Here is a 15287-nt window from a genome sequence, read left to right on the forward strand (position 1 = left end):
TTTTCCTGAATGGAAAAACCATGGACAAGTTCGGTGCCATCAACATGTTCGTTGCCACGGCGGAGTTCGGCAGTTTCAGCCGTGCCGCCGAGCAGCTCGGCAAGACCCCTTCGGCCCTGACCAAGGCCGTCAGCCATCTGGAAGAAGAACTCGGTGTGCGACTGTTCGAGCGCAGCACCCGGCGCACGGTGTTGACGGAAGCCGGGCGGATCTACCTGGAAACCGCGCGCCAGGTGCTGCAGCGCCTGCATGAAGTGGGCGAGGAAGTGGGCCAGTTGCAGCACGGTCTTTACGGCAATCTGCGGCTGACCGCGCCGTTGGCGTTCGGCCGGGCCTTTCTCGATGACGTGTGTGTGGGATTCCTCGCCGAGTACCCGCAGATTCGCCTGCGGGTGGACCTGTCCGACGCCTTCGTCGACCTGGTGGAAAGCGGCTACGACCTGGCGCTGCGTGAAGGCCGTGGCGACCTGCCAGGGTTGATCGCCAAGGTGGTCGGCAGCAATCGCCTGGCCCTCTGCGCCAGCCCTGCCTATCTGGCACGCAATACCTTGCCGGTCACTCCGGAGACCCTCGACCAGCACGACTGGCTGCTCTACCGCCATGCAGCACTGAGCCGGACCTACTGGTGGGTGGAAAAGAGCGGCCAGCGCCTCAGCCTCCAGCAGCCTGCCGCCCCGCGCCTTGAAAGCGACAACTACGACTTGCTGCTGGCCAACGCGCTGGCCGGTGCGGGCCTGTTCCATGTCCCGCTGTGGAGTGGTGCTCCGTACTTCGCCGACGGCCGCCTGGTGCGGTTGATGGGCGACTACGAAATCGATCCGGACGCCTTTGGCCCGCAGATCCTTGCGGTCTACCCCAGCCACCGCCGGGCCACCGGCAAGGTGCTGGCGTTTATCGATTACCTGGCCGGTTTTCTTGCGGAGCGCGGGTTGGCGTGAAGGGGTGGATGCAGATTACCTGTGGGGGCGAATCTATTCGCTAAGCAGTCCGCAGGACTGCCCTTTGACGCCTGAGGGAGCACTGCGTGCTCCTTGGCGAATGAATTCGCCCCCACACGATCCACCGTCGGAGTCAGGTGCCACACCGATGGTGGAAATGAAGAGCGATTTCCACCCTACGCACAGGGAATACCTCTCCCGGGTTAGAAACGCTTGCTCACGCTCGCCACCCGGTCCTTATCGGCGAAGTCAATCCCTAGACACGCGTGTGTGATCGAAATCCTTGGGAAGATTCTGTAACCAAATCCCAGGAGATAAAGCTTATCCACGGCTTGTGATGCAGCATGCTTGATGCACGATAAACCGACCACCGCAGGGTAGGGATAACCTGATCAGCCTCAGCTAGCGACGTCCCGAGAGAGAGGTGTCAACATTAGCGTATGCGGCAAGGACGGGATCAACCGTTGGATATACCTGCGTTCAACAGTTACTTACTCATATCATTAGGCAGCCACTGCTTAGGATTGAAATCGGCGAGTACCTGCAGTCAGCGAGCGATGCCGATGAGGCAGACCAGCGTTTATGGACCTCCGCTTTTGCCCGTGCGTCCCCAAAGGAGGCTGCAAACTTTGCACTGCGGCTCACGAATGGGAGCCGCTTTGACTCCAGCCTGTTGGTGCATCTAGCTCAAATGCTTCCTGCTGACTCGCCGGAAGTTCAAATGACGCTTTCTCCGTATGAGAAGGATCGCTGGTCACCTTGGGTAGAAAGTGTGGTGAGCCTCAGTTAGGATGACCTCCGACCATAACCCCCACGCCTCGGGCGAGTTTCATCCCGTACTGCGCACCAGGGGGTTTCTTTTTGCCCAGAGCAAGCAAATCCTCGAGGGGAGATCGTTGCATGACTATGCCTCATGAACGAACCCGCGCTGTTATCCAGACACACGAGTTCCTGAAGCGGTTAGAGTGTGATTCGACGATCAGCGAAGAGGTACGCAGGACGGCCGTCCAATTGCTGCGGCACTACCCAACTCGAGGTGAGGTGCTTTTACAGGGCATGTTCGAAGAAGCACTGCCGGTGAGGTTCCGCATTTCCCCCTTCTTTAGTTCGACGCTGGCTTACCAGCCCTCTAGGTCTCTACCTGATCATCGAATGTGGCGCAGGTGGTGCCGTAATTTGGCAATTCTCCTGCTAGGTCGCCCTAGATAAATGCGCACGCTTCAACGCCGTCTGCAAGAAACAAGCACCAGTTTCCGCCGCGAACTGAACCTCGTACGCCACGAACTCTTCCTGTTGATGGCTTCTTCTGGCGAAGCAACCGAGAGTAGTGGAGTTTAGGACATGCCTATATGCCGACGAGCCGGTGCTCTCGGAAGCTGACCCTTCCATCCTAGGCTCACGAGTTAAGCTTCTTCACATTCTTCACATTCTTCACATCCTTCGCGCTAAGCACGTTGATGCGCGCTCGATGATGACGCGCGGCACCGGCCTGGTTGTCTACAACGTCCAGGCCGCCGTCGACACCAAACATCACCTGATTGTGACGCACGAGGTCATCAACGACTGCGTCGACCGCGACCAACTGAGTGCCATGGCCAAGCAGGCGCGGGACGCGATCCTTGGTCGACGTACAGAACCAACACGAGGAAGCTGAGCTACACAAATCGCAGGTGAGTCAGCACCAGGTGCTTCATGACAGCCTGAGAAGGTTGGGGGAGATCGTGAGTTCCATCCAGGGGATCGCCACGCAGACTAACCTGCTGGCATTGAATGCCGACATTGAGGCTGCACGAGCCGGAGAGAGTGGCCGGGGCTTTGCCGTTGGCTGATGAAGTCCGTCCCTTGGCCATTCGCACCACCGACGCCACTCGCCAAGCGAAGTCGATGATGGGGCTCTGCGGCTAAGAAGTGTGTTCGTCCTGCATACCGACCCGGAAATTACCAGCCTGAGGGCAAGGCCTTGGGGCTGATTCTTACTTGGCCGGTTTCTGCCGGTGCTCACGGGCAGCTACGGGCTGAAAGGAGCCACTAGTGAACGCAAGCTTCGCCGATATCGAGCGGGTCGGTGTTCCGCGGGATTAATCACTGGGGCCACCTGAATGAGGAGTCCGCACATAATTTAAGCCAGCGTGTCGGCGAGCTAACTTACGCTGCCGGGGGCGTTCGCGGCACCAGAATTTCCTGGATAGCCGGCCCGATGATCGACACCAACTCCTCGGTCTGCGCCGCAACCAGCAGCGGCACACCAATTATTCTGCGGCTGACGATAAGCCCCACCAACAACGACGAAGCCAGGCCCGCTCGCAACGTCGCATCAGGGCCAAGGAGCTTACCGGCACCGGCCAGCAGCCTGAACTGAATGAAATCACGCAGTTGCTCGCGTGCCTGTTCATTCACCATCGCCCCACGCAGCGTGGCCATCAGGGGTTCCGCCTGTTCACCGTTGCCTTCCCAGGCGCTGAGATAAGCTCGCACCACGCGCTCGCCAAGGTGTTCATCTCGCCCTTCGAAAACCGTATTGAATTGATCGAGAGCGGCTACCGGTATAGCCATTGACGCTGCGAATAGTTCGTCTTTCGAACGGAAGAACTGCATCACTTGTGCCACGTCGACTTTCGCATCAGCGGCCACCACACGAATTGTGGTGGCTGCGAACCCGTCACTGGCAAACCGAGCGCGCGCCGCGTCCAGTACGGTCTGGCGAGTGCTATTCGGGCCGGGGCGCCGACCACGGCGCGGCGGGGGAGTGGTTGATTCAGTCACACGTAGTCCTTATGCGTCAGTCGTCAGTATATCAACAGACATTGAGTTTGATGGCAAAGCACTATAGGCTCAAGCCGCCCGTTCGTGTGCCATTACAACAACAAGGTCACAAGACATGAAGCGCTGGTCGGTACTGTTTGGATGTTTTTTGGGGATGAGCATAGCGCCGCCGGCTATCTTGCTGATCCCGCTCGGGCTGTTCATGAAGTCCGTTTCAGGCGAGTTCGCTTGGTCACGTACTGAATTTTCCATCATCCTCTCTGCCGCTGCCGTGTGTAACGCGTTGGTGATGCCGCTGGCAGGCTATCTGGTTGATCGCTTTGGCGCTTCTCGGGTTGCGCTGTTGGGCACGCTGCTGGGATGTGGGAGTTACATGTGCTTGTCCCTCGCTCACTCGTTTGGCGCCTTCGTTGCCATCACCGCGATGAGTGTCGCATTGGGCAACCTCGCCAGCTACCCGGCCTTCCTGTTCCTGACTCAACGCTGGTTCGATAAACATCTCGGGCTGGCGTTTGCCATCACCTCCTCTGGCCTCGCAGTCGGCACTGGAGGCTTCTCCTACCTGATTTCGCAACATATCGAAATGCACGGCTGGCGTGAGGCGCTCGTGGTGGCCGGGGGCATTGCGCTGGTCATTGGACTGGTCAATCTCGCGGTTTTTGTTCGTGACAATAAAGGCCCGATTCCAGAGGCTGAACGTAGTGGGGGAAAAAACCAGCAGAGCCAGGACGGTTTGACCCTGCGCAGTGCCATGGCTACCGGCGATTTCTGGCTGTATTCATGTGCATTTGTCCTGGTTCTGTTCGGCGCCGTCGGTTGCAGCTTTCACTTGCCGGCGATGCTGTCGGATTGGGGGGCTACTGGTGCCCAGATTGCGGGCATCGTCGCCGCAGGCTCTGCGGGTTCGTTGTTTGGGCGTCTGTTAGGTGGGGTGTTGCTGGATCATCTGCACACGCGCACCGTCGCCGGGCTTTTCCTCGCCGGCCAGTTGGTTGGTTTCCTGCTCTTACTGGATCAGCTGACATGGGCGCTGCCCGCCAGCTTTCTGATTGGCGCGATGCAGGGGGCAGAGATCGATATTCTGGGTTACCTGATTGCCCGTCGCTTTGGTCGCCTGGCCTATGCGCGGATTTTCGGTAGCGCCTTTTCCGTCACCCTGCTTGGCGCCATCGTCGGCCCCATCGCGCTGGGGATGGTGTTCGATAAGGGCGGCTCTTACCACCTCGGTTTGATGTTGTTCCCCATTCTTCCGGTTCTCGCGTTTGGCTTGTTGTGTATGGCCGCCAAGTCACCGCAACAGCCCCAGCCTTCTGACTCGGTCAACGCCGCCTAGCGCGGCTCACTCAGTCCGCCTATTGAGCAAGTAACCGTGAAAGCATTACGGCCATGGCGTACGCCTGTGTTTGGTCGTTTTCACGGATAACAACAACGAAGGAAATACCATGCAGTCCCACTCAATCGGGTTGAACCGAGTCCGCATACGTGCTCCGGAGTATGTACGCGTCACGCTCGCGGCATTCCTGACTATTTGGGCGACCCACTCCTTCCATGCTCGCGCTGAAACCACGCCAGCCCGGCAGGCTTTAGCAGGGCAGATTGCCGCAGAGCTCAAGCAACCAGCTCCGCTGATAGCCAACAAAGCACTACCCGATAGCCAATTGCTTGGCCATATCATCGAGCGAAAAAAGCAGTTCGCAAAAATCGACGCATTGGCCGAGCGTGGCCAGCTCACCGAGTTGCCGCCGCCATCGGAAAGCATCATCGGTGATGCGGGCGGCCTGCGTTCCGATCTCGCCGAGCACGGAATCGGTTTCAACATCCTGAGCATGAGTACGTTCACCAATAATCTTAAGAGGCACGACAGGCATCAGCCACAGGCCTACCTCGGCGAACGTCCCACATACTCGTCCAATCTGGTAGCCGGCTTCACCTACGACCTGGGGCAGGTCGGTCTCGACAACGGTCAGTTCATCTTCGGCGTGGGCAGTTATTACTCCAGCTGGGACGAGGTGAATCCGTCGTCGCCCTTCAACTTCACCCGTATCGCGTACTACCAGAGCCTGTGGGACAAGACGGTCGAATTCAAAATCGGTGTGCTGCCCAACGATCTGGAATACATCGGACCATTCACCGGAGGCACTCTGGTCGGTGGCACCCAGGGTCTACAGGCCGTTATCCCGTATCAGGTCGGCCTGAGCCACGCGCCGGTTTCCAGCCCGGCCGCCAACGTCACACTGAACCTGGGCAATTTCTACAACAAGTTCGGGGTGCAGCGCAGTATCAGTCCCGATGGCATGGGCGCGGAGATAGACCGTCACCTGGGTGAACTGGACCTGCACGCTGACCATACCGGTGCGCTGTACATTGACGAGCTCGGCTACAAACGCGCCGCCACTCCGGGAACTCCTTATTCTTGGTTGCGCGCGGGCTACATCTACAACTCGTCCGACTACACGCAGTTTTTGAGTAACGAACGCAGCGACGACAATTACGCCGGGTATGTGTTGGGCGACTACCAGTTCTACCAGTTCAACAGCGCTATCGCCTCGCGCGGTCTGTATGCCGGTTTCACCTGGATGTCTGCCCCGGAGGATCGCAACCTGTTCGATCTGTATTACGGGCTGCGTCTGTTCGCCAAAGGTCCCTTGGACTCGCGTCCATTCGATATGTTGACGCTGGAGTACGGCTACACCAGCTACAGCGACGACGCCAATACCAAGCTCGACCGCTTTCACGTATCCAACGCTGACGACTCCAGGTCGACCACGCTCGCTTACAACATGCGCCTGGCTGCCGGTACTTACTTTCGCACTGGCCTGAGTTATGTGGAAAAGCCGGCCTTCAGTCCCGACGTGAAAGATGCAGTGAACCTGCAAGCCAGCCTGACGCTGTTCTTCTAATCGAGCTTACTTATGACCGATGCTCCAGCGCCCATTCTCGTGACCTCCGCCAACGGCAATCAGGGCAAGTGCCTCGTTCCCCGCTTGCTCGCCGCCGGCCACCGTGTACGCGCGTGTGTACAAAGCAGCGCCTCTGCCGAAGCCCTGCGCAAGCAGGGCGTGCAAGAGTTGCTGGTGGGCGATCTCGCTGAACCGGCGTTCATTCACAAGGCCATGCGCGGCGTTTCGAGCGTCTACCACATCGGCCCGACCTTGCATCCGGCTGAGCGGGCGATGGGCTTCAATATTATCGATGCGGCGCGAGAGGAGGGGGTGGGGCACTTTGTGTTCAGCTCAGTGCTGCATGCCATTACGACCGACCTCGTTCAGCATGAAATCAAGCGTGATATCGAAGAGCATCTGCTCTCCTCAGGCCTTGAGTTCACCATCCTGCAGCCCGCCAACTACATGCTGGCGGCTCGTTTAAAACCGGTCTTCGAGGAAGGCGTGTTTCGGTTGTCGTGGGCGTTGGAACGCTACCAATCGATGGTCGATCTGGATGATGTCGCCGAGGTGGCTTCCATGGTGCTCTCGCAGCCAGAGCGTCATCTTGCAGCCACCTATGAACTGGTGGGCCCCGGCCGCTTCACGGCACATGAGATCGGCCAGGTCCTTTCAGGGGTGATCAATACCGAAATTCGAGTTGAACGCATCGATATGGCTGCCTTTGTCCGGGCACGATTCGGTGAAGGTGATCCCGTTACATTCGCCCATCAGGCACAGGTGAGTCAGTCAATCGAAACGCGCTACAGCAACCACGACTTCCTTGGTAACTCGAACGTACTCAGCTGGCTGTTGGGCCGAGAGGCGACACATTTCGAAGACTTCGTGCGCAAGGAGTATGCGGCGTATCAAGCGCAGAAATAGGTCAGTCGCAAGGGCCCCGATGGCGTGGGCTCGGCACCTGCCACTAGATAAGTCAACCAAAAAGGAAATGCTGCCATGCCCATTCGCCTGCTTGTCTGTGTATTGCTGCTGGTGCCCACTTTGGCCCTGGCCAACCTCGACGCCGAACGCCTGCAAGCCATTCGCGGCAAGGCCTTCAGTGCCTGCAGCAACCTGTTGGTGCACTACAACCCCAATCAGGATGGCAGCGACTCCCGTTTTACCGAGCGCTATCGCCAGGACCTGTTGACGTTGCAGCAACTGGTGGCGCAGGAGGGGGACCCGCAGTTGATCCAGGCGGCCGCAGCCATGCGCCACAGCATCGACGAACTGGAGCGTCAGCCAGCCAGCAATGCCCAGCTCTATCCCGCCTGGATAAACCCGTTGCTCAAGGCCCAGGCCAGCCTCGACCAGCAGGCCGCCAAACGCTATTCCGCCGCAGTACTCGACGAGCCGCGTTTGGCGCTGCATGAGCTGAGCCTGAATGTCGCGCGCCTGCAGTTGCTCTATCAGGCGCGAACCTTCGGTGGGTTGGTCGTCTACGTGGTTGATGGCGATGACAACGCGTTCATACAACTGGACCGGCAAATCCTTCAGGGCTTCACGGCGCTCGAACATAGCTGGCCACAGCATGCTGCTGAGCTGAACAAGCTAAAGGGCAAATACGATTACGTACGCCCGCGGCTGCTCAAGAACGAGCAACGTTGGGTGCCGGGCAGTGCTGCTTATTACCTTGGCCAGGTTACCGATGGGCTGGCGAGCATTGGTGCCAAGTAAGTCACTACCCTGAGGCGACATTGCCTCGCCCCGATGCTATTAGCGTTTCAGCTAGCCCGCATCAGTATTGGCCATTGGCCGAACGTCGCGCCCACGGGATAGGCTGCTAACGTTATCGACGCATAGCGTCGGAAATCGTAAAAAAATAAGAAGATTCCCTATGCGTAGCTCGCCATGGTGCCTAACGCCGTTCCTCATCTACTGCAGATTCGTCGTCTCCGCGAAGGCGATCTGTAAAGCCACTGTTCATCCATATCCTTCTACGGCGTGCGCTCGCCTTTCGTTGGACGAAGGGTGGTATCTGTGATCGGTCGCGTACTGGGCAATCTATCGGTGGGCACCAAGCTGTCGCTTGGATTCGGTTTGGTGCTGTTATCGACGCTAGGCGTCGCAGCGACTGCGTTCTATGCCTTCACCGTGCTCGATACACGTGCTGAGAAGATGAACGATGTCGCCACCATCGAGTCGCTGATGCTGCAGGCGCAGGTATCGGTTAAGGCCTTTGGCTTGGACTTGGCGGAGGAGGAGGCCAACAAGGTGGCGGGCCTTACAGATGAACTTATTTCGTTATTGGAAAAGTCCCAAGCGCAAACCGGGCAGGGCGATTCCGTAGAAGCGGCAAGAGTTTTTCTCGCTCAGTTCCAGCGCTACGCCCAAGCCCAGCGTGATGCCCGCGAGGCGCGCCTGCGCATGCAGCAGTTGGCCCAGGTGCTTGGCGAACGCTTCACCGTGGTGATGCTCGATCAGCTCGATGTCGTCAACCTCCTGGCTGCCCGGGCGCAGCCGGCGGATTCGGTGCGCATGCTGCAGCTTGAGCAGGCTTCCACGCTGCGCGACAAGCTGGCAAACCTGCGCGACAGCGAACTCTATTTCACCTTGCAGGGCAGCGCGGAAGTACACAACGCCTGGGAGGCGCGGATTATCGAACTGCGCTCGTACATGGAAAACCTGGCGCTGCGGCTTGAGGGTCCGGAGCGGGAATCGCTGACCCAGGCGAGTGCGGCGCTGGCTGCCTACAGTGCCGCGTTCAATGGCTATGCCGCGAGTCGTGATCAAGCCAGTGATAGCCAGGCGGCGATGAATTCTGCCGCCGACAAGGTCAGTGCTCTGCTGGGTGAGGCCCGTGCCGCTCAGGTGCAGGCCTCGCAGTTGATGAGCCAGCGGATTTCGCGGCTGCTGGAAGTGATTGTGCTGTTGGCGGTCAGTCTCGGCATCGGCGCCAGCGTGTTGATTCGCCATTTGATCCTGCAGCCATTGCGTCAGGCTGTTGACCTTACCCGGCGCGTGGCATCGGGCGATCTCAGCGCACAGATCGATGCCGCTGGCCGACGTGATGAGCTGGGGCAATTGCTCGGCAGTGTCGGGGTCATGCTCGACAGCCTGCGTGGGCTGATCGGCCGGATTGGCCAGGGTGTCGGGCAACTGAACCAGGCTGCCACCAGCCTGGTGCAGGTGACTGAGCGTACGCGTCAGGGAGTCGACTCGCAGCGCGAGGAAACGGAACTGGCGGCCACTGCCATGCAACAGATGGCCGCCACCGCACAAGACGTTGCGCGCAATACCAGCCAGACCCGTGATGCCGTGGAGCATGCCGATACCCAGGCGCGCAAAGGCGAGGAACTGGTCCGGGAGGCGACGGCCAGGATCGGTCATTTGGCCCAGGAAATGAGCGGGTGTTCCGAGGCGATGAGCTCGCTGCTCAACGAGTGCACGGCGATAGGCAAGGTACTCGACGTGATCAATGCCCTGGCCGGGCAGACCAATCTGCTGGCCTTGAATGCGGCGATTGAAGCGGCGCGTGCTGGCGATAACGGTCGCGGCTTTGCCGTGGTGGCGGATGAGGTACGCAACCTGGCGCGGCGCACACAAGCTTCCACCGACGATATCGCCGCCATCATCCAGCAACTGCGCACCGTCGCCGAGCAGGCGGCCAGTCGCTTGCAGGATAGCCAGGCGCTGAGTGGCGAAAGCGTGGTGATTGCCGCACAGGCGTCACAAGCGCTGCAGGAAATTGCTGCGTCAGTGTCGACGGTGGAGCAGATGAGCCAGCAGATCGCCGCAGCGGCCGAACAACAGAGTGCTGTGGCCGATCAGGTTGGCGAGAGCATGGAACGGGTGCAGGCGATCGCGGAGCAGAGCACGGCAGCGAGCAGCTTGCTGGAGGCGTCGGTGCGCGGGCTAGAGCAAGTGGGCTGCACACTCAACGCAGCGGTTGGCGGTTTTCGCACGTCCACTTGAGGTGGGTTCATTTATGCCGAAGTTTGCCGGAGCCGATTTTAGTTGTATCCCCGCGAGGAAGCGGTAGTGCGGTTTTATATTTGACCTGCTTGAGCGCAAAACTCGAACGAATATTTGCAACCCCTGGAATTTTTGAAAGTTGATTGACGATAAAGCGTTCGAGCGCCTGTACATCCGGAACCACAACCCGGATCAGGTAATCAGCGTCTCCCGTCATGAGATAGCACTCCATTACTTCCGGATAGTTCTGCACTGCTTCTTCAAAGGTTTCCAGTGCACGCTCTACCTGACGCTCGAGCGTTATTTGAATAAACACACTAACGCTCAGGCCTAATTCATAAGGATCGAGCAAAGTTACATATCGGCTTATCAATCCAGACTCTTCCAGTGCTCGCACTCTGGTCAGGCAGGGAGAGGGCGAAAGATGCACGCGGGATGCAAGCTCGATGTTGGTTATACGGGCGTTTGCCTGCAGCTCTTCGAGGATGCGCAGGTCTGTTGAGTCAATAGGTGTTTGCGGCATTTTACACCTCAAATGATTGTGATGGCGGCAGTATATGCCGAAAAACAGCGTCAATGAAGCTTAGTGCAGCGGCACCTTCTGTCGATTTATCTCTAAGCTAAAAGCAACAAAAGTGGAGGCAGACATGAGTTCGCTAAACGAAAATTCCATAACGGGTTCAGTAACTTCTATAGATATTGACCGAGACGAAACACAGGAATGGCTGGAGTCGCTGGAAGCCGTTGTGCGCGATGGAGGTTCCGAGCGCGGTCAGTTCCTGCTTAAGCAATTAGAGCAACACGCAAGAGCACTTGGCATCACCTCGCACGTGCATCCGTACTCGGCCTACCGGAACACAATTCCGATTGAAAGGCAGGGTCCCTATCCAGGTGACCTTGCTGTCGAGGAACGGATTACTTCGATAATTCGTTGGAATGCATTGGCCATGGTGGTGCGCGCCAACCAAGCCTACGGAGACCTTGGCGGGCATATCGCCAGCTACGCGTCGGCCGCGGAAATCTTTGAGGTGGGTTTTAACCATTTCTTCCGTGCCCGTGATGAAAACCATGGGGGCGATCTGGTGTTTTACCAGCCGCACTCGGCACCTGGCGTCTACGCCCGTGCCTTCCTGGAGGGGCGGCTGTCGGAGGAGCAACTGGCCAACTACCGCCAGGAAGTCACAGGTAATGGGCTGAGCTCATACCCTCACCCTTGGTTGATGCCTGAGTTCTGGCAATTCCCGACCGGCTCGATGGGCATCGGACCTATCAGTGCGATCTACCAGGCGCGCTATATGCGTTATCTCGAGCACCGCAATCTGGCCGAAACCGCCGAACGCCACGTCTGGGGTGTATTCGGTGATGGGGAGATGGATGAGCCTGAATCCATTGCAGGCCTTACTCTTGCGGCACGGGAAAAGCTCGATAACCTCACCTTTATCGTCAACTGCAACCTGCAGCGTCTGGATGGCCCGGTGCGCGGCAACGGTCAGGTCATCCAGGAGCTCGAGGCCCTGTTTACCGGTGCCGGCTGGAATGTGGTGAAGGTCATCTGGGGATCGGACTGGGACCCGTTGTTTGCCCGCGACACCAGCAATGCGTTGCTGCAACGTTTTGCTCAGACTGTCGATGGCCAGTACCAGACGCTGGGCTCCAAGGACGGTGCCTACAACTTGCTGCACTTCTTCCAGCAAGAGCCCGAGATCCAGGAACTGGTCTCGCATATGTCCGATGCCGAGATCGATGCCCTCAAGCGCGGTGGTCACGACTTCCGCAAGCTGCATGCGGCGTTTGCGGCTGCCAAGGCGCACAAAGGGCGTCCGACCGTCATCCTGGCCAAAACCAAGAAAGGTTATGGCATGGGCGGTGCCGGCGAGTCGCGCATGACTTCGCACCAGGCCAAGAAGCTGGATATCGATGCCCTCAAGGCATTCCGTGATCGTTTTGCGCTGCCCCTCTCCGACGACGACGTGGCCCAACTGCGCTTCTATCGCCCGGCCGACGATAGCCAGGAAATGCGTTATCTGCGTGATCGCCGAGCAGGGCTGGGCGGCTATATGCCTGCGCGGCAGAAGGGCAACGAGCATGTCACCGTGCCAGCCCTGGCCGATTACGCACGGTTTGCGTTCGAGGCAGACGGCAAGGAAATGTCCACCACCATGGCCGTGGTGCGGATGCTCGGCGGCTTGCTCAAGGATAAAGAACTGGGCCCGCGCGTTGTCCCAATTGTCGCGGACGAAGCACGTACCTTTGGTATGGCCAACCTGTTCCGCCAGATCGGGATCTACTCGCCGCTGGGTCAGTTGTACGAGCCAGAAGATGCCGGCTCCATGCTCTATTACCGCGAGGCCCGGGATGGTCAGCTGCTGGAGGAGGGCATTACAGAAGCGGGTGCGCTGTCCTCCTGGGTGGCGGCTGCGACCTCCTACAGCGCCCACGGCAAACCAATGCTGCCGTTCTACATCTACTACTCGATGTTTGGTTTCCAGCGTGTTGGCGATCTGATCTGGGCAGCGGCCGATCAACGTGCACGGGGCTTCCTGCTGGGGGCCACCGCCGGGAGAACCACCCTGGGCGGCGAAGGGCTGCAGCACCAGGACGGCAGCAGCCATGTGATGGCTGCCACTGTTCCCAACTGCCGCGCCTACGATCCGGCGTTCGCTGGCGAGCTGGCGGTAATCCTGGACCATGGCATGCGGCAGATGATGGAGCGCGATGTCGACGAGTTCTACTACATCACCGTGATGAACGAGAACTACGCACAGCCCTCGCTGCCGTCGGGTGTTGAGGAGCAAATCATTCGCGGCATGTATCGCTATGCCGTAACCGATGCATCAGTGCCTCGCGGTTCGGTGCGGCTGTTGGGTTCCGGGACCATCCTGCGCGAAGTGATCGCGGCCGCCGAACTGCTGGCAACCGACTGGCAGGTATCGAGCGAGGTGTGGAGCGTCACCAGCTTCAGCGAACTTGCGCGCGAAGCTCGAGACGTCGAGCGCCACAACCGTCTCAATCCCGCTGCACCTGAGCAGGTCAGCCACCTGTGCGCCTCCCTGGCCGGCGATGCGCCGGTCATTGCCGCCTCCGACTATGTTCGTGCTTGGCCGCAGCTGATCGCCAGCTATATCGACGCTCGCTTTATTGCCCTGGGTACCGACGGCTTTGGTCGTAGTGATACCCGCACTGCGTTACGTCGGTTCTTCGAGGTGGATCGTCACCAGGTGGTCTTGGCTGCGCTGGATGGTCTGGTGCGCGACGGCAGCCTGCCGCGTCAGGTACTGGCTGAGGCCATCGAACGATACGGCCTGGATGGTGACCGCCCGGCGCCCTGGGCGCGGTAACAGGTTTTCTCTCCGCATGCGCTCGATGAGCGTTCCATCCGTTGCGTGAGCGCGCAACGGATCTCTTTCTTGGCGACGGTAAGTCATGAGTGAAATCAGAGAAATTCAGGTCCCTGACTTCGGGGACTTCAAAGACCTCCCGGTGATCGAAGTGTTGGTCAAAGCGGGCGATACGGTGGCATTCGATGAGCCGTTGCTGACCCTCGAATCGGACAAGGCGGCGATGGATGTGCCGAGCCCTTTCGCCGGCACCGTGGTGGCGGTAGGCATCAAGGTGGGGGACCGGGTTTCCAAGGGCAGCCCCATCCTTACGTTGCAACTGGCCAGCGATGGCGCGCATGCCCCTGTGGTGGCTGAGGCTGCGGAAAGTGCCAAGGATTCGCCTGCACCTGCACCTGCACCTGCACCTGCAGCGCATGTTGCCGCCGTTGTGCCAATTGCGTCTGCTTCTTCGCGGGTGGCGTCAGCGGTGAATGCCTCCAGCATCAAACCCCACGCATCTCCGTCGGTCCGCAGTTATGCCCGCAAGCTGGGTGTGGACGTCTCGAAAGTAGTGGCGACCGGCAAGGGTGGGCGAATGCTGCGTGAGGACGTCGAGCGCTTCGTCAAGGACGCGCTGGTTCGTCTGGACAGCGCTCCGTCACGTGGCGAGCACGCTAGTGGGCTGAATCTGCTGCCTTGGCCAGACGTGGATTTTTCCAAGTTCGGCAGTATCGAGAAAGTCGCGCTGTCGCGGATAAAGAAAATCTCCGGCGCCAACCTCTCGCGCAACTGGGTGATGATTCCTCATGTCACCAACAACGAAGAAGTGGACATTACTGAGCTTGAAGCCTTTCGGGTCCAGCTCAACAAGGAAGGTGGCAAGGATGCGATCAAGTACACCATGCTGGCATTCCTGATCAAGGCAGCGGTCGCCACACTGAAAGCCTTCCCGCAGTTCAACAGCTCGCTGGGCAGCGAAGATGGCGAGTCGGTGCTGATCTTGAAGCAGTACTACCACATCGGTTTTGCCGCCGACACGCCGAACGGGTTGGTGGTGCCGGTCATTCGCGACGCCGATCAGAAAGGCATTGGCCAGATCGCCAGCGAATGTGGTGAGTTGGCCAAAAAGGCACGAGACGGCAAGTTGGGCCCTGCCGACATGACGGGCGGGACCTTTACCGTTTCCAGCCTGGGCGGCATTGGCGGCACCGGTTTTACCCCCATTATCAATGCCCCCGAAGTGGCGATCCTCGGCGTTACCCGTGCGCAAATCAGACCGGTCTGGGATGGGCATGCCTTTGCCCCCCGCCTGATTCTGCCCATGGCACTGTCGTGGGATCACCGCGTCGTGGATGGCGCTGCTGCGGCGCGCTTCCTCCAGCATCTGGCGGCTCTGTTGGCTGATTTCCGTCGCATTACGCTTTGAG

At 59.1% G+C, this 15287-nt stretch carries 11 protein-coding genes and 3 pseudogenes; 12 read left to right on the forward strand and 2 right to left on the reverse strand.

Annotation, left to right across the window (positions count from 1 at the left end; genetic code table 11):
- The first annotated feature begins 20 nt into the window (after positions 1–20).
- From DM872_RS03975 to DM872_RS30690, 4 genes and pseudogenes are all read left to right on the forward strand, one after another.
- Complete coding sequence (locus DM872_RS03975) at positions 21–938, forward strand: LysR family transcriptional regulator (RefSeq protein WP_179058239.1); 918 nt, start codon at positions 21–23, stop codon at positions 936–938.
- A gap of 906 nt (positions 939–1844) precedes the next feature.
- Complete coding sequence (locus DM872_RS30685) at positions 1845–2147, forward strand: BPSL0761 family protein (protein ID WP_306296686.1); 303 nt, start codon at positions 1845–1847, stop codon at positions 2145–2147.
- A 247-nt stretch (positions 2148–2394) separates the two neighbouring features.
- Positions 2395–2556, forward strand: a pseudogene (locus DM872_RS03980) (IS5/IS1182 family transposase); the annotation flags it as partial.
- A pseudogene (locus DM872_RS30690) lies at positions 2555–2843 on the forward strand (methyl-accepting chemotaxis protein); the annotation flags it as partial. The pseudogenes DM872_RS03980 and DM872_RS30690, both read left to right, overlap by 2 nt.
- Positions 2844–3083: 240 nt before the next feature.
- Here DM872_RS30690 and DM872_RS03990 read toward each other — a convergent pair.
- Positions 3084–3701 carry a TetR/AcrR family transcriptional regulator gene (locus DM872_RS03990; RefSeq protein ID WP_179058240.1) on the reverse strand — a complete coding sequence of 206 codons (618 nt, stop codon included), beginning with the start codon at positions 3699–3701 and terminating at the stop codon, positions 3084–3086.
- A gap of 115 nt (positions 3702–3816) precedes the next feature.
- Here DM872_RS03990 and DM872_RS03995 point away from each other — a divergent pair, with 115 nt between their 5' ends.
- From DM872_RS03995 to DM872_RS30825, 6 genes and pseudogenes are all read left to right on the forward strand, one after another.
- On the forward strand, positions 3817–5034 hold the full coding sequence (locus DM872_RS03995; RefSeq protein WP_179058241.1) for an MFS transporter: 1218 nt from the start codon (positions 3817–3819) through the stop codon (positions 5032–5034).
- A gap of 109 nt (positions 5035–5143) precedes the next feature.
- Positions 5144–6601, forward strand: a complete 1458-nt coding sequence (locus DM872_RS04000; protein ID WP_179058242.1) for a carbohydrate porin — start codon at positions 5144–5146, stop codon at positions 6599–6601.
- A gap of 12 nt (positions 6602–6613) precedes the next feature.
- On the forward strand, positions 6614–7507 hold the full coding sequence (locus tag DM872_RS04005; protein ID WP_179058243.1) for an SDR family oxidoreductase: 894 nt from the start codon (positions 6614–6616) through the stop codon (positions 7505–7507).
- 75 nt (positions 7508–7582) lie between these two features.
- Positions 7583–8302, forward strand: a complete 720-nt coding sequence (locus tag DM872_RS04010) for a hypothetical protein (protein ID WP_179058244.1) — start codon at positions 7583–7585, stop codon at positions 8300–8302.
- A gap of 1152 nt (positions 8303–9454) precedes the next feature.
- Positions 9455–9676 (forward strand): annotated as a pseudogene (locus DM872_RS30820) (HAMP domain-containing protein); the annotation flags it as partial.
- Positions 9671–10540 (forward strand): methyl-accepting chemotaxis protein, encoded by an 870-nt coding sequence (locus DM872_RS30825; RefSeq protein ID WP_373273678.1) that lies wholly within the window; start codon positions 9671–9673, stop codon positions 10538–10540. The pseudogene DM872_RS30820 and the gene DM872_RS30825, both read left to right, overlap by 6 nt.
- 7 nt (positions 10541–10547) lie before the next feature.
- On the opposite strand, the gene DM872_RS04020 is transcribed toward DM872_RS30825, so the two are convergent.
- Positions 10548–11063 (reverse strand): Lrp/AsnC family transcriptional regulator, encoded by a 516-nt coding sequence (locus DM872_RS04020; RefSeq protein WP_179058246.1) that lies wholly within the window; start codon positions 11061–11063, stop codon positions 10548–10550.
- Between the two features lie 124 nt (positions 11064–11187).
- Here DM872_RS04020 and mdeB point away from each other — a divergent pair, with 124 nt between their 5' ends.
- Positions 11188–13878 carry an alpha-ketoglutarate dehydrogenase gene (gene mdeB / locus DM872_RS04025; RefSeq protein ID WP_179058247.1) on the forward strand — a complete coding sequence of 897 codons (2691 nt, stop codon included), beginning with the start codon at positions 11188–11190 and terminating at the stop codon, positions 13876–13878.
- Positions 13879–13963: 85 nt separating this feature from the next.
- The gene (gene aceF, locus DM872_RS04030) at positions 13964–15286 is read left to right on the forward strand and encodes a dihydrolipoyllysine-residue acetyltransferase (RefSeq protein WP_179058248.1); all 1323 of its coding nucleotides are present in this window, start codon (positions 13964–13966) and stop codon (positions 15284–15286) included.
- The last annotated feature ends 1 nt before the right edge of the window (position 15287 follow it).

The organism is Pseudomonas taiwanensis (assembly GCF_013393345.1).
Lineage (GTDB): Bacteria > Pseudomonadota > Gammaproteobacteria > Pseudomonadales > Pseudomonadaceae > Metapseudomonas > Metapseudomonas resinovorans_C.

What these genes read in the sequence shown, in the direction of transcription:
- DM872_RS03995 (WP_179058241.1), top strand. Translation starts at nt 3,817, where the DNA reads ATGAAGCGCTGGTCGGTACTGTTTGGATGTTTTTTGGGGATGAGCATA.
- DM872_RS04020 (WP_179058246.1), bottom strand. Translation starts at nt 11,063, where the DNA reads ATGCCGCAAACACCTATTGACTCAACAGACCTGCGCATCCTCGAAGAG.
- DM872_RS30825 (WP_373273678.1), top strand. Translation starts at nt 9,671, where the DNA reads ATGCTCGACAGCCTGCGTGGGCTGATCGGCCGGATTGGCCAGGGTGTC.
- DM872_RS30685 (WP_306296686.1), top strand. Translation starts at nt 1,845, where the DNA reads ATGCCTCATGAACGAACCCGCGCTGTTATCCAGACACACGAGTTCCTG.
- DM872_RS03975 (WP_179058239.1), top strand. Translation starts at nt 21, where the DNA reads ATGGACAAGTTCGGTGCCATCAACATGTTCGTTGCCACGGCGGAGTTC.
- aceF (WP_179058248.1), top strand. Translation starts at nt 13,964, where the DNA reads ATGAGTGAAATCAGAGAAATTCAGGTCCCTGACTTCGGGGACTTCAAA.
- mdeB (WP_179058247.1), top strand. Translation starts at nt 11,188, where the DNA reads ATGAGTTCGCTAAACGAAAATTCCATAACGGGTTCAGTAACTTCTATA.
- DM872_RS04005 (WP_179058243.1), top strand. Translation starts at nt 6,614, where the DNA reads ATGACCGATGCTCCAGCGCCCATTCTCGTGACCTCCGCCAACGGCAAT.
- DM872_RS04010 (WP_179058244.1), top strand. Translation starts at nt 7,583, where the DNA reads ATGCCCATTCGCCTGCTTGTCTGTGTATTGCTGCTGGTGCCCACTTTG.
- DM872_RS04000 (WP_179058242.1), top strand. Translation starts at nt 5,144, where the DNA reads ATGCAGTCCCACTCAATCGGGTTGAACCGAGTCCGCATACGTGCTCCG.